This is a genomic window from Peribacillus muralis (assembly GCF_001439925.1).
GTDB classification, from domain to species: Bacteria; Bacillota; Bacilli; order Bacillales; family DSM-1321; genus Peribacillus; species Peribacillus muralis.
Genome location: NZ_LMBV01000003.1, coordinates 107814 through 129437, shown reverse-complemented (window position 1 = coordinate 129437; position 21624 = coordinate 107814). Strand labels below are relative to the sequence as shown.

At 43.2% G+C, this 21624-nt stretch carries 19 protein-coding genes; all 19 read left to right on the top strand.

Annotated elements, in window-relative coordinates; translation table 11 throughout:
* Nucleotides 1–10: 10 nt before the first annotated feature.
* Nucleotides 11–886, top strand: coding sequence for a carbohydrate ABC transporter permease (locus ASU00_RS05145; RefSeq protein ID WP_152983684.1), 876 nt, complete (start codon nucleotides 11–13; stop codon nucleotides 884–886).
* Complete coding sequence (locus ASU00_RS05140) at nucleotides 879–1727, top strand: carbohydrate ABC transporter permease (protein ID WP_057912637.1); 849 nt, start codon at nucleotides 879–881, stop codon at nucleotides 1725–1727. Before ASU00_RS05145 ends, ASU00_RS05140 begins: the two co-directional genes overlap by 8 nt.
* A gap of 38 nt (nucleotides 1728–1765) precedes the next feature.
* Nucleotides 1766–2824 (top strand): zinc-dependent alcohol dehydrogenase, encoded by a 1059-nt coding sequence (locus ASU00_RS05135; RefSeq protein ID WP_057912374.1) that lies wholly within the window; start codon nucleotides 1766–1768, stop codon nucleotides 2822–2824.
* Between the two features lie 54 nt (nucleotides 2825–2878).
* Nucleotides 2879–3673 carry a sugar phosphate isomerase/epimerase family protein gene (locus ASU00_RS05130; RefSeq protein ID WP_057912373.1) on the top strand — a complete coding sequence of 265 codons (795 nt, stop codon included), beginning with the start codon at nucleotides 2879–2881 and terminating at the stop codon, nucleotides 3671–3673.
* A 15-nt stretch (nucleotides 3674–3688) separates the two neighbouring features.
* Nucleotides 3689–4723: a Gfo/Idh/MocA family protein gene (locus ASU00_RS05125; RefSeq protein WP_057912372.1), complete on the top strand. Its 1035-nt coding sequence runs from the start codon at nucleotides 3689–3691 to the stop codon at nucleotides 4721–4723.
* The gene (locus tag ASU00_RS05120) at nucleotides 4720–6948 is read left to right on the top strand and encodes a glycoside hydrolase family 65 protein (protein WP_057912371.1); all 2229 of its coding nucleotides are present in this window, start codon (nucleotides 4720–4722) and stop codon (nucleotides 6946–6948) included. The genes ASU00_RS05125 and ASU00_RS05120 overlap by 4 nt, the downstream gene beginning before the upstream one ends.
* Before the next feature lie 73 nt (nucleotides 6949–7021).
* Entirely contained in the window at nucleotides 7022–8167 is a 1146-nt protein-coding gene (locus ASU00_RS05115) for a glycerate kinase (protein WP_057912370.1), read from the top strand.
* Complete coding sequence (pgmB, locus tag ASU00_RS05110) at nucleotides 8160–8849, top strand: beta-phosphoglucomutase (protein ID WP_236712591.1); 690 nt, start codon at nucleotides 8160–8162, stop codon at nucleotides 8847–8849. Before ASU00_RS05115 ends, pgmB begins: the two co-directional genes overlap by 8 nt.
* Nucleotides 8850–9169: 320 nt before the next feature.
* Nucleotides 9170–10639: a carboxylesterase/lipase family protein gene (locus ASU00_RS05105; RefSeq protein WP_057912368.1), complete on the top strand. Its 1470-nt coding sequence runs from the start codon at nucleotides 9170–9172 to the stop codon at nucleotides 10637–10639.
* Nucleotides 10640–10724: 85 nt separating this feature from the next.
* Complete coding sequence (locus ASU00_RS05100; RefSeq protein ID WP_057912367.1) at nucleotides 10725–12074, top strand: amino acid permease; 1350 nt, start codon at nucleotides 10725–10727, stop codon at nucleotides 12072–12074.
* Nucleotides 12075–12090: 16 nt separating this feature from the next.
* Nucleotides 12091–12936, top strand: a complete 846-nt coding sequence (kynA, locus tag ASU00_RS05095; protein ID WP_057912366.1) for a tryptophan 2,3-dioxygenase — start codon at nucleotides 12091–12093, stop codon at nucleotides 12934–12936.
* A 359-nt stretch (nucleotides 12937–13295) separates the two neighbouring features.
* Nucleotides 13296–13937 (top strand): nicotinate (nicotinamide) nucleotide adenylyltransferase, encoded by a 642-nt coding sequence (gene nadD, locus ASU00_RS05090; protein WP_057912365.1) that lies wholly within the window; start codon nucleotides 13296–13298, stop codon nucleotides 13935–13937.
* Between the two features lie 674 nt (nucleotides 13938–14611).
* Entirely contained in the window at nucleotides 14612–15643 is a 1032-nt protein-coding gene (locus tag ASU00_RS05085) for a sulfate ABC transporter substrate-binding protein (RefSeq protein WP_057912364.1), read from the top strand.
* A gap of 67 nt (nucleotides 15644–15710) precedes the next feature.
* On the top strand, nucleotides 15711–16550 hold the full coding sequence (gene cysT / locus ASU00_RS05080; RefSeq protein ID WP_057912636.1) for a sulfate ABC transporter permease subunit CysT: 840 nt from the start codon (nucleotides 15711–15713) through the stop codon (nucleotides 16548–16550).
* Nucleotides 16551–16609: 59 nt separating this feature from the next.
* Nucleotides 16610–17446 carry a sulfate ABC transporter permease subunit CysW gene (gene cysW, locus ASU00_RS05075; protein WP_057912635.1) on the top strand — a complete coding sequence of 279 codons (837 nt, stop codon included), beginning with the start codon at nucleotides 16610–16612 and terminating at the stop codon, nucleotides 17444–17446.
* Nucleotides 17447–17457: 11 nt separating this feature from the next.
* Nucleotides 17458–18522, top strand: coding sequence for a sulfate/molybdate ABC transporter ATP-binding protein (locus ASU00_RS05070; RefSeq protein ID WP_057912363.1), 1065 nt, complete (start codon nucleotides 17458–17460; stop codon nucleotides 18520–18522).
* Between the two features lie 495 nt (nucleotides 18523–19017).
* Complete coding sequence (locus ASU00_RS05065; protein ID WP_057912362.1) at nucleotides 19018–20361, top strand: C40 family peptidase; 1344 nt, start codon at nucleotides 19018–19020, stop codon at nucleotides 20359–20361.
* 369 nt (nucleotides 20362–20730) lie between these two features.
* Nucleotides 20731–21171: a hypothetical protein gene (locus ASU00_RS05060; protein ID WP_057912634.1), complete on the top strand. Its 441-nt coding sequence runs from the start codon at nucleotides 20731–20733 to the stop codon at nucleotides 21169–21171.
* Entirely contained in the window at nucleotides 21159–21458 is a 300-nt protein-coding gene (locus ASU00_RS05055; RefSeq protein ID WP_057912361.1) for a YxcD family protein, read from the top strand. Before ASU00_RS05060 ends, ASU00_RS05055 begins: the two co-directional genes overlap by 13 nt.
* Nucleotides 21459–21624: the final 166 nt, after the last annotated feature.

Below are 21624 nucleotides of genomic sequence, written 5' to 3'. Positions count from 1 at the left end.
GGTCATGAACATGAAAAACAGAGGCAAATCGGATATGAAGTTGGCAATGGTACTGCTTTTCCCAAGTGTCTTTTTAGTGCTTTTGCTTGTGGCATATCCAATGATATCCAACATAAAGATTAGTTTCTTTGATTTACCAATCAACCCAAGGTTAGACGCAACGTTCGTGGGGTTAAAAAACTATACGGACATACTGACTGATGTCGAATTCATTAAATCTTTAGGAATTACAGTTTTATACATGATACTGGCGGTGGCAGGGAGTACGGCACTGGGGTTGGCCGTGGCGATTTTCTTTAATCGCCCCTTCAAATTCCGTAAAGCAGCTCGGTCATTGATCATTCTTTCTTATGTAACCCCCTCGATTTCCTTGGTGTTTGCCTGGAAGTACATGTTCAATAATGGATATGGCGTCATAAATCATCTAGGAGTGGACGTGTTTCATTTATTTGATAAAGCACCTCTATGGTTTGACAATCCTGTCAGCAGCTTCATACTAGTCGTGCTTTTTGCTATATGGAGATACTTCCCTTATGCATTCATCTCATTCCTGGCAATCCTGCAGACGGTGGATTCGAGTTTATATGAAGCGGCGGAAATCGATGGGGCTTCGACCTGGGAGAAGTTCAAGAGTGTGACCATCCCGGCGATCATGCCAGTGCTGATAACGATTATAACACTTCGTTCCATCTGGTTATTCTATATGTTCACAGATGTATATCTGTTAACGAACAAAGTGAACATCATCGGTATTTACTTATACGAAACGGCATTTGCCTTTAATGACCTTGGTAAGGCCGCATCCATCTCTGTCATTCTATTCATTATCCTTTCCATCGTAATAATAGCATCAAGAAAGCGGGTGAAATTCAATGGCAATGGCTAGCAGTAAAAAGAATAAAACAGCAAGGAAAATCGGTTTTTATACTGGGCTGATCGCCTTATTGGTCGTTTCCCTATTCCCATTTTTCATCATGCTGATGACTTCATTCAAGAATTCCAAGGAAGCGGTTGCCACTGACCCAACCTTTTTTCCGAAGGATTGGACATTTCAGCATTATTTGGATATCTTCAATCCGGATATCTTTCCTTTCTTGGCTTATTTTAAAAATAGTTTAACAGTGGCCCTCACAGCAGCGTTGCTGTCAGTTTTAATTGGCATTTTCGGGGCCTACGCCCTTTCGAAATTGAACTTTATCGGAAAAACGACCATTAATGCAAGCTTCTATACCGTGTATATGCTGTCTGGGATTTTGCTTGTCGTTCCGTTATTTAAGATCATATCCGGTCTCGGTTTGTATGATACGAAAACAGCACTGATCATTACGATGATCGTTCAAACGCTTCCAACATCGATCTTTATGTTAAAAAGCTATTTTGACACCATTCCGGATGATTTAGAGGAAGCAGCGATGATTGACGGGTTGAACCGTATCCAAATCATTTTCTATATTATCATCCCACTAGCTCTATCAGGGATCATATCCGTTTTTGTCTATTCATTTATGGTCGCCTGGAATGATTACTTGTTCGCATCGATATTCCTGTCGGACTCTGTTAACTTCACGCTCCCAATCGGTTTGAATGCCTTGTTCAGTACCCCGGATTATATTTGGGGAAGAATGATGGCCGCCTCGCTTATAACGGCACTTCCAGTTGTAGCGATGTACGCAATCTCTGAGCACTTCATAAAAGGAAACGTGACCGAAGGCGGAGTCAAAGGATAATTGAAAAAAATTCAAATTAACGAGAGAAGGTATATAAGATGAAGAAACTAGTTGCGGTAAAACCAAGAGTGGCAGCATTGGTAGATTATGAAGAAATTTCCACCAAGCCAAATGAAGTGAAAATAGACGTGCAGTTCGCCTCACCTAAACATGGCACTGAAGTGATCGACTTTCGCGGGATGACACCTTTCATGGATGAGGATTTTTCTGAAGAGTGGCGGATGTTCATGCCAAGGGAAGAAGGCTCGTCTAAAGGGATCGTATTTGGGGAATTCCAGCTTGGGAATATGGTTGTAGGCCGAATCATTGAAATGGGAACGAATGTGACGGGATACCAGGTAGGAGATACGGTTTGTACGTATGGACCCATCATGGAAACAGTCATTGTAAATGCGGTAGATAATCATCGTTTACGTAAGATGCCAGAGGGGGCAAAATGGCAAAATGCCGTTTGCTATGATCCCGCACAATTTGCCATGAGTGGTGTACGCGATGCCAATGTACGCGCAGGTGATTACGTCGTTGTGGTCGGGCTGGGTGCCATTGGCCAACTGGCTATCCAACTAGCAAAAAAAGCGGGTGCGAGCATCGTTGTCGGTGTAGATCCCTTGAATCAACGCAGGGAAATTGCAAAGCGTAACGGAGCGGATGTTTGTTTTGATCCAACCATTGATGACGTAGGGTATGAAGTGAAGAAGCTGACAAACAAAATAGGGGCGGATTCGATCATTGAAACAAGTGGAAATGCGGCAGCGCTTCAAGCGGCACTGAAGGGCATTGCGTATGGCGGCATTATTTCATATGTGGCCTTTGGGAAGGCCTTTCCTGAAGGGTTGAATTTCGGAAGAGAAGCCCATTTCAATAATGCAAAAATAGTGTTCTCCCGCGCAGCAAGCGAGCCTAATCCAGATTATCCACGCTGGAACAGAAAGCGCATTGAAGAAACATGCTGGGAACTGCTGATGAATGGCTATCTAAATTGTGAGGATATCATTGAACCAATCGTTACATTTGACCAGTGTGCAGAAGCCTACATGGAATATATCGATCAGCGCCCTGAATTAAGTATCAAAATGGGTATCGACTATAAAAAATGAATCTTCAGCGGGCGATGTTTTATGATGATGTACTTGTGAATGGAGGATACATTAATGAAAATTGGTACACAGGATCAGGCGTTTTTTCCAAGGGATATTAAAGAGAAATTCCTATTTTTAAAAGAGGCTGGATTTGAAGGCTTTGAAATCGATGGCAAGCTGCTTGTCGACCATTTGGACGAAGTGAAGGAGGCCATTGCCAAGACAGGGCTTCCGGTAACGACTGCTTGCGGAGGGTATACCGGTTGGATCGGTGACTTCAACGAGGAGCGAAGACTGAATGGATTAGCTGAAATCAAGAAAATCCTTGAAGCGCTACAAGAAGTGGGCGGGAAGGGAATTGTCGTTCCGGCTGCGTGGGGCATGTTCACACACCGTTTGCCGCCAATGGTTTCTCCTAGAAGCCAGGAGGGAGACAGAAAGGCCATAACCGAATCCTTGCTTTACTTGGAGACGATTGCAAAAGAGACCGGGACAACGATCTTTCTGGAACCATTGAATCGCTATCAAGATCATATGATCAATACGCTGGCAGATGCAAGAAGTTTTATAGATGAAAATCAGTTAAGATATGTGAAAATCATCGCAGACTTCTATCATATGAACATTGAAGAAGATGATATTTCAGAGGCATTGCATATGAATCAGGATTTGGTTCGGCACGTTCATCTGGCGGATAACCACCGTTTTCAGCCAGGCAGCGGCTCACTGGACTTCAAGCGTCACTTTAATCAACTTAAAGAAGACGGATATGATGGTTTCTTAACGATAGAATGCCGTGTAAGAGGAAATGATCCGCAAGCGGAATATATGAAAGCACTACATTACCTAAGGCAATCATTAGGCTAAAGGGGCTGACTAAAGATGAAGAAGAAAATTGCGATAATTGGTGGAGGGCAAATGGCAGAAAAGGTCCATGTTTCATACTACCGTACCAGGAATGAGGTTGAAATTGTCGCAGTTGTCGGCCCTAATCCCGAGCGGACGCAAGATTTTGCGAAACGGAACGGAATAGCACGATACTATACGGATGTAGAGGAAATGTTTCAAGCGGAACAGCCGGACATCGTCAGTGTCTGCACGCCCAATAAATACCACTATGAGCATGTCATAAAGGCCTTGGAGCATGGCTGTCATGTTATGTGCGAGAAGCCGCCTTCCATTTCAGGCCAAGAAGCAAGGCATATGCAGGACGTTGCTAAAGAAAACAAGCTTATTCTTGCATATAATTTTCACCATCGCTTTGCCGATGACGTTAAAATCATGCAACAAAAAGTGGCAGAAGGCGTACTTGGGGACATTTATGTTGTAAAAGCAAAAGCACTGCGCCGAAGCGGTGTACCAGGTTGGGGAAATTTCACTAACAAAGAAGCCCAAGGCGGGGGACCTTTAATAGATTTGGGCGTCCATATGCTCGATGCCGCCCTATATGTATTGGGTTATCCAAAAGTAGAAAAGGTAACGGCAAAAATGTTTCAAAAAATCGGCACGAAAAAATCGCATGGATCTTTTGGTGAATGGGATCCGAACAAATATGAAGTGGAGGATTCCCTTTTTGGATTCATTGAGCTTGAAGGCGGGTGCTTGCTGCAAATCGAGACTTCATTTGCTCTGAATATAAAAGAAACCTCCATCATGAATGTGGAATTCCTCGGGGATGAAGCGGGGGCAACCCTGTTTCCTGCCCATATCTATTCTGATCAAAAAGGTGAATTAGTGACGATATTGGATAGGAAGACAGCCGATCCAGACAGGCTACAGAAAGGAATGGCTGCCTTTGTTGATAAATGTCTTGGCAAAGAGGTCATGGTGGCTGATGGAAGAGAAGGTTACTTGATCATGCAACTCGTCGAAGCTCTCTATCAATCTGCTGAAAAAGGTGAAAGCATAACCCTATGAAAAAATTAGATGAAAATACATTCGATTCGCGGTATATAAATAAGTTTGCTAGTTTAATGACTGCAGGAAACGGCTACCTTGGTCTGCGTGCTTCCCATGAAGAGAATTATGTAGATCAAACAAGAGGGATGTATGTGGCAGGGATTTATAATAAAGCCACAGCCAATGAACCGTCGGATTTAGTCAATTTGCCGGATATGGTAGGCATGACTATTGAGTTTGATGGAGAGGTTTTTTCTCTATTAACGGGAGAAATCCTATCATACAAGCGTCAGTTGAATCTTGAAAACGGGGAATTGCGCCGTGATATATTATGGAAAAGTCCTGCTGATTCACGTTTCCGCCTTACGTTTCAACGTTTTGCTGCCAAAAACGACCTCCATGTACTGGCAACTAAATTGACGGTAACCTCTTTGGATAAACCTGCTCAAATGAAGATCGTGACGGGAATCAATGCTCAGCAAACCAATTTTGGAAGACAGCATCTTATTGAAGAAAAGGTTCGTGTTAAGGAAGGCGACCTGCTGCAAGGGATCTATAAGACGACCGAATCAGGCCATACGATCGCACTTGCGGCATGTTGTACTTTTTCAGCCAATGCCGAAATTGCTCACGCTTCCAAAAATAGGCAGTTGCTATCGACCATTAAGCAGGAACTTCAAGTTGATACTCCTTCCATTCTTGAAAAAATGGCAGTCGTATTTACGTCCTTAGATGGTGATTTGAGAGGGGAAAGCCCTGAAGTGGCAAGCGAAGCGGCACTAAGAAGCTACTCTGTTGCTGGATATGATGCTTTGCTGCATAAGTCGGCAGGACAGTGGGCGCAATTCTGGAAGGAAAAGCGCATCAAAGTGGCATCCACGAGGGATTTTGACCAGCTTGCCATCGACTTTTCTCTATATCAACTGGAGATCATGACACCTGCTCATGATGAACGGTTTAGCGTTGGTGCAAAGGGCTTGACGGGAGAAGGGTATAAAGGTCATGTTTTTTGGGATACGGAAATATTCATAACACCCTTCCATCTGTTTACGGAGCCGGAAAAAGCGAGAAAGCTTTTGCGTTACCGTTATTTGAGATTGAAGCAGGCAATGGGAAAAGCTGCAGCCAATGGTTATGAAGGTGCTTTATTCCCTTGGGAAAGTGCATTTACTGGTGAAGAAGAAACACCTGAATTTGCAGCCATTAACATCAAAACCGGGAAGCGGCAGAAGGTGGCCTCCGCTTTGGCAGAGCACCATATTGTTGCAGACATTGCCTATACCGTGGTGAAATACTACCAAAATACATTAGACGAAACATTCATGAAAAAGGAAGGGCTGGAGCTTCTTAAGGAAACGAGCAGGTTTTGGATCAGCCGGGCAGTCGAAGAAACTGGCCAGCTTGTTATTAAAGATGTCATCGGACCGGATGAGTATACGGAGCACGTCAATAATAATGCATTCACCAATTATATGGCTTGGTTCAATGTCGAGCAGGCGCTGTTTTTTATGGAAAAGTACGGGGACCATGATCATCAATTAAAGGAACGGGGACATGAGTTTTTGAACCGTTTATATTTACCTAAAGCTAATGATCATAAAATCATTCCTCAAGATGATACGTTTCTGAGCAAGCCTGAGATCGATCTTTCACGGTACAAAGAAGCTCAGGGCAGTCAGGGCATACTTATGGATTATTCACGTCAAGAAGTGAATGAGATGCAAATCTTAAAACAGGCGGATGTCGTCATGCTGCTCTACTTGTTACCAGATTTATTTTCACAAGATGTAATCTCTGAAAACCTGCATTATTATGAGGAGCATACCATCCACGATTCTTCTCTGAGCAAAGCGATTCATGCCATAGTTGCAGCAAGGGCGGGGGATATCGATAAGTCATACGAATTTTTCCAGGAGAGCTGTTTAATCGACTTGGGCCCGAATCCGCAATCCTCTGATGAGGGACTTCATGCTGCATCCCTTGGTGCCATCTGGATGGCTGCAATTTTCGGTTTTGCAAATGTCTCGATCAAGAATCAGCGGTTAAGTTTGGACCCTAAGCTGCCATCGGAATGGTCAGAACTTGCTTTTCCGATCATGTTTCAAGGATCTCGCTTACATATAGCCCTAACCCACAAACAAGCCGTCATAACGAAGGTTTCGGGTGATGATGTATGTATTGAACTAAATGGGACTGAATTCCTCGTTACGAACAAAGTTGAAGTAGAACTTCAATATATATAATTGCCCATTTCATTTCATTAGTAGAAGAGGCGTTCGTTCTTGCAAGCGATCATTCATAAAATGGGAGGCAAACATGAAAGTTGTCATTGCACCAGATTCATTTAAAGAGAGTTTACCAGCAGACGAGGTGGCAAGAGCAATTCAAGCCGGATTTCTGTCCATTTTCCCGAAAGCGGAGTATCATTTACTGCCGATTGCAGACGGCGGTGAAGGTACGGTCAAAGCTCTCGTATCCGCACATAAGGGACGTATCAAAAGCATATCCGTTACAGGTCCGCTTGGAATTCCGGTAGAAGCGAAAATAGCATTCTCGATTGATGGGAAGACCGCTTTTATTGAAATGGCGGAGGCTTGCGGATTACACCTTGTACCTAAAGACAGCCGAAATCCATTACATACCACTTCCTTTGGTGTGGGAGAACTGATGCTTCATGCGATTGATCAGGGTGCAAAGGAATTAATCATTGGAGTGGGCGGCAGCTCGACGAATGATGGAGGAGTGGGCATGGCATCCGCACTTGGTTATCAATTTTCCGATGAACAAGGAAACCCGGTGAAGGGTACCGGCAAGGATCTTTTTCGTATAGCTTCATTATCTGATATGAACCGTGATCGGCGTTTGGATACTGTAAGAATCACTGTGGCAGCAGATGTCGATAATCCCTTAACGGGCAATAACGGTGCAACTTATATTTACGGACCACAAAAAGGGCTGCCAATGGATTTGCTGAATGAGATGGATCAAGCGATGAGCAGGTTTTTTAAGCTCGCAGGCGACTATATGGAAACAGATGTCTCCTCCTTGCCAGGTAGCGGTGCAGGCGGAGGGATGGGAGCAGGTCTGCTTTTATTCACAGGAGCACAATTAAGGAAGGGCATTGACCTCGTGCTGGAGCATTTAAAGGTGAAAGAGATTTGCCAAGATGCCGATATCGTGATTGTCGGCGAAGGAAAAATAGATAGCCAAACCATATTTGGAAAAGCACCTGCGGGCGTAGCTAAATGTGCGCCGCGAAAAGCGAAGGTGATAGCGATTTGCGGAAGTGTGGGTGAAGGTTCGGAAGCTCTTTACGATCATGGCTTTGATGCGATTTTCCCCACCATTCCTGCCATGCTGCCAATTGAAAACATTCTAAGCGGTGCATTTGTGAATATCGAGAGAACATCTCGAAATGTAGCAGCACTGCTTCGAAATGAAAGGGACGGTTCTAATGGATGAAAAATTGATTGATGCTGTAATATTCGACCTTGATGGGGTCATAACGGATACAGCGCATTATCATTTCCTGGCTTGGCGGGAACTCGCCAGAGAAGTAGACATCGATATTGACGAGGTCTTTAACGAGAGGCTAAAAGGCGTAAGCCGCATGGCTTCACTCGAGCTGATCTTACAAGAAGGCAATCGGCAAAACGACTTTACGTTACGTGAAAAAGAAACAATGGCTGAAAAGAAGAATCAACATTATTGTCAGTTTCTGAAGCATTTGACTCCTCAAGATATCCTGCCGGGGATAGTGGAGCTGATCACCGCTATTAAAAGTGCAGGACTCCCCATTGGCCTTGCATCTGTTTCGAGAAATGCAAGCACAGTTCTGAATGCACTTCAGTTAGAGGATACTTTTGATTATGTTGTCGATGCTTCAAAAGTGAAAAAGTCAAAACCTGATCCGGAAATTTTCCTAACTGCATGTAAACAACTTTCGGCTGACCCAAAACGATCAATCGGTATTGAAGATGCCTCTGCAGGCATCGACTCGATCAAGGCAAGTGATATGTTTGCGGTAGGTGTTGGCAATACCCTTTTCAAATCTGATTATCGGGTAGATGCAACGAACGAACTCAATTGGGAAGTAATCAGTGCTGAATATAAAAAATGGATAGAAATAAAGTCCGTAAGATAACGTTACAACAAAATGATTCCTATAAACAAAGTGTTGAGCCTACATAGAAAACCCGTCCTCCTTCGTCAGAGGACGGGTTTTCTATGTAGGCATAAGTTAGTGGAATTAGTTTTCTCAGAAGCGTACGGCAAGCCAATGAAATATAGGATGTATAACCGAAATATTATGTCTACAAACTGAAAAGGCCTGTTAGGGTCTTTTTTTGCCTATTGGACAGCTGCATTTTATCCTTTATATTCTTTTTTCGTAAAGATGAAGGAGATAAAGGAATCGAAAAAGAAGAACTTAAGTACCAAAACTAATTGGAGAGGTGAGAGTGAATGATAGGATCAATCGTAACGACGACAAAAGGGCATCTTCAGGGGACGATGGAAAACGATATATGCGTTTGGCGCGGAGTCAGGTATGCGAAGGCTCCAGTTGCTGCCTTGCGTTTTCGCTCACCGGAGCCGGTCGAGAAATGGAGTGGTGTATCGGATGCAGTGGAATTCGGTGCCATTCCACCACAGCCAAGCGGTTGGGCAGGTACTGAAAAAATGGATGAAGATTGCTTGTTCCTTAATATATGGTCACCGAGAGCTGATGATAAAAAGCGGCCCGTCATGGTATGGATTCCAGGTGGGGCATACATATCCGGAGCTGGGTCCATCGATCAGTATGATGGACATGTAATGGCTAAGAATGGAGATGTGGTCGTAGTAAGCATCAATTATAGGTCAGGGGCTCTTGGATTCTTGGATTTTACTGAAGAAGATGACCAATTCGAAACCAATTTAGGTTTACGCGACCAAGTGGCATCATTAAGATGGATCAAGGAAAATATAGAGGTTTTTGGCGGAGATCCGGAAAATGTTACGATTTTTGGGCAATTGTCTGGAGGGAATGCTGTAACGACCTTATTGACTGTCCCTTCGGCAAGAGGACTTTTTCAAAAGGCCATTGCGGAAAGCCCTACCCCGACATCTGTATACAGAAAAGGAATGGCAAGGCAAGTTAGTGAAAAATTCCTTCAGATCTTGGGGATTGGCAAAGATGAAATTAATCGTTTGAAAACACTTCCAGCTGCAGATATCGTCGCGGCGTCCTCGCGTTTGTTAAAGGAGAACTCACAGGCTATGCCCGGTTTGCTACCGTTTGGACCTTTCGTTGATGGTGACTTTTTGCCTGAATATCCACTTGATTCGATCCGCTCCAAAAAAACCGAACGAATACCGTTGCTTATAGGAACAAATCAAGACGATATGTCATTATTCGTCCCCTCTTTCATCCCGACAAATGCAGAGATGATCGATGAAATGTTCAAATACACTGACCCAGAGGCGAAAGAGCGGATTAAATATGCTTATTGGTGCTTCCCTGAAAAGGAAGCGCTGCTTGACATAGGCTGTTATGCAACCTACCTTATCCCTTCCATTTTGTATGCTGAGGCATACAGCCGTTTGGAAAAAACATGGATGTATCGCTTTGACGCTGCCATTCGCTTTAGTAAAAGGGGGATGATGCCTCGTTTGGAACGTCCCTTCGCTTTCCGGACTTTCGGTGCCACGCTTGTGAAGCGAATCAACTCCGAGCGTTTCAGGCCAACAGCGCATAAGGTTTCAAACAGAATAAGTAATCACTGGCTCAATTTTGCTAGATATGGGGACCCAAATCCGCCAGAAGGGGAAATATGGCCGAAATACAATGAAGTTAATCGTTACACGATGATTTTTAATAAAAGAGATTATATTGAAAAAGATCCTAATAGAATGGTAAGGTTGGCATGGGAAGGCGCAGGAATTTACAAATGAACGATGGCTGGAGGCAGCCGAGCCTTGGTTATACGAAAAACGAACAAAATAAGAGGGATATCATTGCCTAAGATGGGAGCAACATATGGAGAAGAATAAGCTTCGTCGTGAATTATCATCGAATCAAATCACCATGATTGCCATGGGGTGTGCAATAGGCACCGGTTTATTTCTGGGCAGTGGCCTTGCGATTTCGACAGCAGGGCCCAGTGTCCTGATCAGCTATGCAATAGGTGCCTTCATTGTCCTTCTCTTGATGGGCTGTTTGGCAGAAATGACGGTAGCCCATCCAACATCGGGATCCTTTGGGACGATTGCCGAGAAATATATCAGTCCATTTGCTGGATTTGTTGTGAGGTATTCGTATTGGATCGCGAATGTCCTGGCCATTGGGGTTGAAGTGAGTGCCATCGCGGTATATATGAAATATTGGTTTCCTGACGTACCTGGAAGCCTTTGGATATTCCTTTTTGCTGCCTTGCTTATCTTTGTAAACGCAACAAGCGTCAATACATTCGGAAATTTCGAGTATCTGTTTTCAATGATTAAAATAAGCGCCATCGTCATCTTCATTTTATTAGGAGCGTACGTGATTATCGGTGCCGAGCCAGCAAGCGGAATCGGCGTGGAGAACTACGGCGGTCCCGATGGATTTCTGCCATTCGGTTACTGGGGTCTTTGGGTCGCCATCTTCATCTCGCTCTTCAGCTTTTTAGGAACGGAACTGATTGCCGTAACGGCTGGAGAAGCAAAGGACCCTGATATTGCCGTCCCGAAAGCTTTAAAGGCGACTGTTTTCAGACTCGCAACTTTTTATGTACTGACAATCGGGATCATGCTGATGATTGTACCTTGGCAAGACGCTGGAATTGATAAAAGCCCTTTTGTCAGGGTGATGGAGATCCTCAATATTCCTGGTGCATCGGGAATCATGAACTTCATTATTTTAACGGCTGCTTTATCTGCAATGAATAGTCAATTATATGCCTCCACCAGGATGATATTTTCATTAGCCGAGCATAGGCAGGCGCCGGCATTTTTTCGGAAAGTGAGTCGAAATGGGGTTCCGACAAGAGCTTTGCTCATTTCTACTTTGGGCATTTTTCTTGCTGCAGCTGTAAAGGTACTGCTTCCTGATACTTCCTATGCCTTCATGATGGGGATTTCGATGTTCGGAGCCATTTTCACCTGGTTCATGGTGTTCATCTCCCATTTATATTTCAGGAAGAGCTGGGAGAAATCAGGCGGGCGTAAATTACCGGTTAACATGTTAGGTTTTCCGTATTTAACGATCCTTGGCGCCTTGCTTTTGTTTGCTTTGACGGTATCGACTTGGTTTACTGGCCCATTTAAAATCGTTCTTCAGTTCGGTGTTCCTTGGTTGGTTTTTCTTTGCATCGTTTATACATTCATGGTGAAAATCAAAAGCAAGTGATTGGGAGAGGAAATGTATGGATAAAGGACCGATGGATAAACCTCCTTTGGAAGAAGGAATTGTTACTGATTTTGCTAAGGAGATGTCTTATGGGGATTACCTGCATGTAAATCAACTATTATCCAGTCAGCATCTTCTATCCGGACATCATGATGAAATGCTGTTCATCATCATCCATCAAACGAGTGAATTATGGATGAAACTGATTCTCCATGAATTGACCGCAGCAACGGAGCACATCACCGAGGGGCGTTTGGAGCCTTCCATTAAGATGTTATCCAGAGTCGTCAGGATCCAGCAGCAACTTGTTCAATCGTGGAATGTACTTGCAACCTTAACGCCCTCGGATTATATGGAATTCCGCGAGAAACTAGGAAACTCCTCCGGCTTCCAATCATTTCAGAACAGGTTGATAGAGTTTGCCCTCGGACAAAAAAATCAACAATTATTAGCGGTTTTCCATCATCGGCCTGAACTAAACGAGACGATGATGGCTGCTTTGAATCAGCCTAGCATTTACGATGCGGCCATTGGAGCTTTGGCTGCAAGAGGGCTTCCTGTTGATGAATCCGTCTTGAACAGGGATTGGTCCGAAACGTATCGAATTAACGATAGTGTTGAAAGTGCTTGGCTGACGGTGTACCGTGATGTTCATGCATATTGGGATTTGTATGAGTTGGCCGAAAAACTCGTTGATATCGGCAGTCAGCAACAATTCTGGAGATTCAATCACATGAGCACCGTAGAACGGATCATCGGACATCGGATGGGAACCGGTGGATCGACAGGTGTAAGTTATCTGAAAAAAGTGGTCGACCAGCCTATTTTTCCTGAGCTTTGGACGTTAAGAACGAAGTTGTAGCCTTTAACTGGAAGGGAAAATAAATCAGCCACTTGATCAGAACCCTCCTTAAATTCGATGCAAAGCCTTAACTCGCGAGTAACGCTCTGAAATGATGAAAGAAAGCAGTAATTATACGAAGAACCGGGGCCGAATTTACGAGTAAGGCAAGAAATTGACGAGAAACGGCCCCAATTGCGGGTGAAAAGCGCAATTTTTTTGAGAAACCACCTCAAACTTGATGCAATGTTGGTTGGGGGTGCTCAGCGGTCATCGGTAATCGGTCATATCGAAACAGAGCTAACGAAATCGAATGAGTACCATTTTGATGATACCTGCCAGGCAGGTTGAAAAAAGGGCTGATGAGGAGGGATGTTTGTATGGGTAAAATTGGAATTTATGGTTCTTCCTTTGATCCAGTCACGAATGTTCATTTATGGACAGCATCCACGATTGCTCATCGTGCAAAGCTAGATAAGGTGATTTTTTTGCCTTGCGCAAATGGTCGCATCGATAAACAGATGAAAACGAGCAATGAGAATCGTTGGGAAATGCTTGGCATGGCAATAGAGGATAATCCATTATTTGAAGTTAGTGACTATGAAATCAACGAACGGGCCGGTACGGGTAAGCAATATACATGGTATACGATGGAATTCTTTAAATCTCGGTACCCCGGGGACGAAGTGTATTTTATAATGGGTGCCGATTTGCTGGGTGATATGGATAATCAGGAACAGCCTGTGCACTTACGCTGGAAATTCAGGGAAAAATTGATTGCCAATCATAAATTCATCGTGATGGCACGTGATGGGATAGATATGCTGAAGATCATTTCCAAGAGTCCTTTGCTTAGGAATTATGATGATGGCAATACGTTTCACCTTATCGATAAAGGTCTTTCCATGGAGATCAGTTCCACATATATAAGAGATGAATTCGCGATGGGTGGGGAACCGAGATATTTATTGCCTGATCGGTGTTATCAATATATCTTGAACAAAAAGCTGTACCAAAATTGAAGGTGGCATCCAGATTGCCCCCCTCAAATTTTGGAGGTACTTAGTTCGTTTCATTCAACTCAGTGTGAAAACTAAAGTTAGCATTCCAATTGTCTACAGCTTGGTGAATCTGTACTTCGACCGTTGCGTTCCACTGCACTGAAACCGCCTTAAATTCGATGCAAAGGATTAACTCGCGAGTAACGCTCTGAAATGGTAAAAGAAAACAGTGATTATACGAAGAACCGGGGCCGAATTCGCGAGTAACGCAAGAAATTGACGAGAAACGGCCCCAATTGCGGATGAAAAGCGCCATTTTTTTGAGAAACCACCTCAAATTCAATGCAAGCCAAAACTCACGAGTACCTTTACCTTCGACCGTTCCATTTCACTGCAGTGCTCCCTTATCGAGAGGCGGTGTGAATCCTCGGCGCTTGCGCCTGTGGAATCTCCGCTTACCTGCATTTCCCGCAGGAGTGCCGTACCTTCCGTTTCAACCCCTGTTCAATAGTAATTCTATATACTTGCATAAAAACAGAGTTGACAACTGGGTATACTTTGTTTTATGGTAGTTATAAGTAAATTCAGAATATTTGCTGATCAGAGAACTGAAGGCATACTATCTCCTTGAATAGAATAATTGAGGAGATGGTATGCCTTTTTAGTCGTAGAAGGCGAAAAATAGGGGGAAATCCATGAAAAAGTTGATGGTTTGGTCAAGTGTAATTTTAGCCTTCGGTTTACTTGCGGGATGCAATTCTGAAAAAACGGAGGAAGACGCGAAATCAAAATCGGTTGAGCTATTGAATGTGTCATATGATCCGACACGGGAATTGTATCAGGAATTCAATGAAGCGTTTGCGAAGCATTGGAAAGAAGAGTCCGGCCAGGATGTAACGATTCAACAATCCCACGGAGGTTCCGGTAAACAAGGCAGGGCGGTCATTGATGGGCTTGAAGCGGATATCGTTACATTGGCGCTAGCTTATGATATTGATGCGATTCATGAAGCTAGCAACCTATTAGCGGCGGATTGGCAAAAACGCTTACCGGAAAACTCGACCCCATATACATCAACGATTGTGTTTTTGGTGAAGAAAGATAACCCAAAAGGAATTAAGGATTGGGATGATTTAGTTAAGAAGGATGTTTCGGTGATTACACCAAATCCAAAGACTAGCGGAGGAGCAAGGTGGAATTACTTGGCTGCGTGGGCTTTTGCCCAGAAGAAATACGATAATGACGAAGCAAAGATAAAGGATTTCATGAAGGAACTTTATCAGAATGTTGAGGTTTTGGATTCGGGAGCACGCGGTGCAACGACCACTTTTGTGGAACGTGGAATTGGTGACGTCCTGATTGCTTGGGAGAATGAAGCTTATTTAACACTTAAGGAGTTCGGTGATGATAAATATGAAATCGTCAATCCTTCGATCAGTATTCTGGCTGAGCCTCCAGTAGCTGTTGTCGATGACGTGGCCAAGAAAAAGGGAACCAAAAAAGTGGCTGAAGCCTATTTGAAATACCTATATACAGATGCAGGTCAGGAAATTGCCGCGAAAAACTTCTATCGTCCTAGGGATGAGAAGGTTCTCGCCAAATATCAAGATCAATTTGCGGATATCGATATGGTGACGGTTGATGGCAAGTTTGGCGGGTGGAAAAAAGCACAAGAAACACATTTCAATGATGGCGGTACGTTCGACGAAATTTATCAACCGAAATAAGCATGAGGGAGAAGATGTCTTCATATCTTCTCCCTTAAAATCCATAAGAAAGAGCTGGGGCGAAACGATGACAATAATGACAGAGGCCAAACGGAAGAATAAAAGGACCATACCCGGTTTTGGGTTGACGATGGGTTTTACGTTGCTGTATCTTACCATCATCGTTTTGATCCCGTTATCGATGGTTTTTCTAAATACGTTTTCAATGGGATTTCAGGAGTTCTGGGTGACCATAACAGAACCTAGGGTAGTCGCCTCGTATAAATTGAGTTTTATGACAGCGTTAACTGCGGCCTTCGTGAACGCGGTTTTTGGTGTTTTAATTGCCTGGGTGCTTACTCGCTATGAGTTTCCGGGTAAACGGATCATCGATGGATTGGTTGATTTGCCTTTTGCCCTTCCGACTGCTGTCGCCGGGATAACATTGACGACTTTGTACTCACCGAATGGCTGGATCGGTCAATTTTTCAGCTTTAAAATCGCGTTCACCCCTGCAGGAATCATCATCGCCCTTATATTCATCGGTCTTCCATTCGTTGTCCGGATGGTTCAACCGGTGCTTGAGAATATCGAAAAAGGGATGGAAGAAGCCTCGGCTTCCCTTGGGGCGAATCGTATGCAAACATTCATAAAAATAATCTTTCCCGAATTGATTCCAGCGATTTTGACTGGCTTTGCGCTTTCTTTTGCGAGGGCACTTGGAGAGTATGGATCGGTCGTCTTCATTGCCGGAAATATGCCATTTAAAACGGAGATTTCGCCGCTGATCATCATGACAAAGCTCGAACAGTATGATTATGAAGGTGCCACGGCTGTAGCGGCAGTCATGCTTGTCATTACATTTCTGATTCTGTTCACCATAAATGTCCTGCAATGGTGGACCGGCAAAAGATATTCAGGGAAGTAGGAGGGGACATATTGGAACATGAGCATTCAGTTGTTGCAAAAACGAATGGACCAGTCATCATGACGAAAAACGCAACAAAAGAGCCTAAATCGATACAGTGGATCCTTATTTCCATTGTTTTGCTATTTTTGACGTTATTTTTAGTCGTCCCGTTAATCGCCATTTTTGTAAAGGCGTTTGAAAAAGGGGCAGATGCTTATTTGGCGGCTATTGCCCATCCGGATTCATTGGCGGCAATCAAATTAACATTGATCGTCGTCCTCATCACTGTGCCACTGAATGCTGTATTCGGGGTAGTGGCTGCGTGGACGATAACAAAATATGATTTTAAGGGGAAAAACTTTCTAATAACGCTGATTGATTTACCTTTTTCGGTTTCACCTGTCATCGCCGGTTTGATTTTTGTCCTTTTGTTCGGCTTACATGGGGCACTTGGTACGGTGCTGCAATCGCTCGGCTTGAAAGTGATCTTCTCGATACCTGGGATTGTCATCGCCTCCATTTTCATCACTTTCCCATTCATTGCCCGTGAATTGATCCCGCTCATGCAAAGTCAGGGCACGTCCGAAGAAGAGGCATCACTGACACTTGGTGCAGGAGGGTTCAAGACATTTTGGTATGTCACGCTGCCTAATATTAAATGGGGTCTTTTATACGGTGTCATCCTTTGCAACGCAAGGACGATAGGTGAATTTGGGGCGGTATCGGTCGTATCCGGCCATATAAGGGGGATGACAAACACGATGCCGCTTCATATTGAAATCTTATACAATGAATATCAATTTTCGGCCGCCTTTGCCGTTGCATCCTTGATGTCCATATTTGCCATCATCACCTTGATCATCAAAAGCTTCATAGAATGGAAAACGGGCTTTAAATCGACAAAAGCCAGCTAGGAGGGGAAGAAATGAGTATCATCGTTGAAAACATCACAAAATATTATGGATCTTATCAAGCTCTTACAAACATCAATTTGGAAATTAAGAGCGGGGAATTGATTGCCCTTCTTGGCCCATCCGGATCTGGGAAAACATCATTACTGCGTATCATTGCGGGACTTGAGCAGGCAGAGAACGGGAATATCTTATTTAATGAAGAGAATTACACACATAAGCATGTCAAGGATCGAAATGTTGGCTTCGTCTTCCAGCATTATGCCCTTTTTCGCAATATGTCTATCTTTGATAATATTGCTTACGGGTTAAAGGTCCGCCCGAGAAAAATAAGGCCGAGTAAAAAAGAAATAGAACAAAAAGTGACTGAATTGCTTCAGCTCGTCAAGTTGGAAGGATACAAAGATCGGTATCCCTCCCAATTATCCGGCGGTCAACGCCAGCGTGTAGCCTTGGCAAGGGCCCTTGCGGTTGAGCCGAACATTCTTTTGCTCGATGAACCATTCGGAGCGCTGGATGCCAAGGTTCGCAAGGAACTCCGGCGTTGGTTAAGGAGGCTTCATGATGAATTTAACGTGACGAGTGTGTTCGTGACGCATGATCAAGAAGAAGCGATGGATGTTGCCGACAGGGTGGTCATCATGAATGAAGGGAAAATTGAACAGGTCGGAACCCCGGAAGAAGTATATGATCACCCGATAAATCCATTTGTTTATGATTTTCTTGGCAGTGTCAATCTTTTCAAGGGGAACGTCCAACAAGGAAAACTAGTAACAGGGAACGTGGAGATGAATGCACCTGACAGTGAAGATGGCGTGAGTACAGGGTATGTAAGAGCGCATAACTTCATCATTGAAAGAAAAGCTTCAGGAAAGGATTCGATTGCATCCATCATTGACCATATTCATACGATGGGAGCCATCGTCCGCATAGAAGTGATCCGTCACGATACGAACGAACCACTTGAAATTGAACTGAACAAAGAGCAATATATGGAGCTTGAATTAAGGAAGGGTGAAAGGGTATTTGTCAGACCAAAAGAGTTAAAAGTCTTTGTCGACTACATGGCTGGAATTTAAGCAAGAGTCGAATAGCGATGAAAAGGTTTCGGAAAGCATGACCTTCCGAAGCCTTTTTTGATTTCTATTCATTGGATTAAGGCAATCAAACAAACATCTCTCGTTCATGATCGTGAATTTCTGCCTGCCAATGGTCTCTGGTTCCTTGGTTATAAAATGTAGATAAATAGTCTTGCATCTAAATCTATTGCAGTTCATGTAAAATAATGGACGCTTTATCACATGGAAAAGTCGAAATTTCATGCATTATGTTAAAAATGAAATGTAATTGTAATATTGTTATTACGTATTTGACAAAATGTGATGATATACTACGAATTAAGTGGAAACATAGTAGAGTTTCAGAAATATATTTCATATTGTTACAACCTTAGAAGATTACATAATGAGTAAAAAAAATAGAGAAGAGTTCCCAGATATTTATTTTGACTGATGATTTTTCATAGAGAAAAAGAAGTGGGTCGATGGAAATGCACGGGGAGGAAAGCAGGGGAAATGAGCTTGAAGAAAAAACTTATCATATTAAATACGACAATTATGCTCGGTTTAGGAAGCGCTTTTGCGTTACCTTCAGTGAAGGCGGAGTCCATCTCGGACATTCAATCGCAACGTACAGGAATTCAATCAGACATATCAGAGGCAGAGCAAGTCATTAATCAATTGAAAAAAGAACAATCAAAAATGAATTCGCAAATTGCCCAGATTGAAACAACCATGAAAAAAAATGACGAAAAAATTCAAGAGACTAAGCAAGAAGTCAAAGATACGGAAAAAGCGATAGATTCTTTAAATAAAGAAATTAAAGCGTTGGAAGAAAGAATCGCTAAACGCGAGGAAGTCTTGAAAGAACGCGCCATTTCCTTCCAAGAAAGCGGCGGGGACGTTGATTACCTAGAAGTCGTTTTAGGTTCGAAAAGCTTTGGTGAGTTCGTTAATCGTGTTGGAGCGGTGGCCACGATCGTGGAAGCTGACCAACAAATCCTTAGCGAGCAAGAAGCGGATAAAGCTGACTTAGAGAAAAAACAAGATTCTGTAGAGAAAAAATTGCAAAACCTGAAAGATATGGAACTAGACCTTAAAGGCATGCAATCCCAAATTAAAGATCAAAAAGCAGAAATGATCGCAATGAAGGCAAAGAATGAAAAGAAAGAATCGGAAGCAGAAGCTCTTAAACAGTCTTTAGAGAATAAAGATGCTGGACTGGAAGCACAAATTGCTTCGATTCGTGATGATATGAAAAAAGAAGAAGATCGTAAAGCGACAGAGAAAGCAGATCTAGATCGTGCTGCACAAGAAGTGAATGCTTCAAAACCTTCTAGTGATGAGTCAACTAAAGGCGAAGCGGCGTCATCAAGTTCGCCTAAAGCTGAATCAGCTTCTAATTCATCTAAACACAGTTCTGCTGACAAACCGGCAGCTAGTAAACCTGAGAGCGTAAGCAAGCCAAGCAGCGCAAATACAGGCTCTGCCATTACAGCTGGCTATAAATATATCGGTAACTCGACTTATAAATTCGGTGGCGGAAGAACGGCATCCGATATTGCTAACGGATTATTCGATTGTTCAGGATTCGTTGCATGGGCTTATAAACAAGCGGGCGTTAATCTTCCAGCAAGTACGGGAGCATTGACAAGTGCGGGAACCCAAGTATCTAAAAGCCAAATGCAACCTGGGGATTTAGTATTCTTCAATACGTATAAAACGGATGGCCATGTCGGTATTTATGTCGGTGGCGGCAAATTCATCGGTTCGCAAAGTTCTACAGGCGTTGCAATCGCCAATATGTCAAGTGGATATTGGGCGGGGAAATTCAACGGCCGTGTCGTACGTGTAAACTAATCATGTTTTACTAAGCAGGAGGGCAGAGGCTCTCCTGCTTATTTTTTTTACAAAAAACGAAATTATTTAAGGTTGCTTGGAGCGGATTGCGAGAATCCTGCGGGAGCAGAGGCTCAACGCCCCGCCCTCTGGAAAGCTGAGCAGCGGAGTGGAAATCGACCACACCGAATTACTTGGTGAATAGCAGTAAAGTATGCGAAAACAGCCATTTTTTTTGAAAAAATATTAAAAAAAAATGAAACTTATTTTGATAATGAACGTAAATACTATAAGATAAAACAAGGATAGGTGATGTGGACTTTCAGTAAATCCCGGAAGACAAATAAGGTAGCATTATTTCATACTAGTAAACGGAGGCAAAAAAACATGATGAAAAAATTAATGGCTGCATTACTTACGATTACATTGGCATTCTCTCCAGTTGGTACCTACGTATTCCAGGACCACTCGGAGTCAGTTGATGCACGGGGCTACAAATCCGGAAAAAGAAGCTTCAATAGCAACAACAACAATAATTCTAATTTCCAAAACAAACAAACGAATAAATCGGATACTACTAATAAAGCAAAAACGAATACGAAAACGGGAAGCTCATTTGCTAAAGGCGGTTTAATGAAGGGCCTTATGCTAGGAGGTTTGGCGGGCTTGCTGTTTGGTAGCCTATTCGCCAATATGGGAGCTCTTGGTTCGATTCTTGGCCTCATGATTAACGTGTTAGCAATCATTGCATTAGTGGTTGTCATTCGTAAAATATTCACTTATTTCAAAGATAAGAAGAAGAAAGAGGATACAAATCCATGGAGAGGCTAAAAATCTCCGAACAAGATATCATCAATGCCGTTTGTGTTTACGTTGCTCGAAAGAAGCAGGTACAACCCAATGAAGTAGAAGTGGAATTGATGTATGATGATGATTATGGTTTTTCGGCGGAAACGTTTGTTGATGGACGAAAACAAGTGTTAATCACCATCAATTTGATAGAAGCACTTCGCTTATGGCTTGATGAATATATGAATAAAGATCCTTATTCTGGAATTGAGCTTGTGCTGGATGATGAAGAAGGCATAGTGGCTATGGTAAGTGAAAGTAATCGATAAAAAAAGGGTGCCGAGAAGGCATCCTTTTTTTGTGTGTGTATAGAACTGTAATCGAACATGGTTGAAGTGGATAGCACTAATAGAGAGTGTAGTTGACTGATGGAATGCACCCCATACTGGACTTACATTCCATTTGTTGCAAAAAAAGGGCATTGGAAGTAGGATG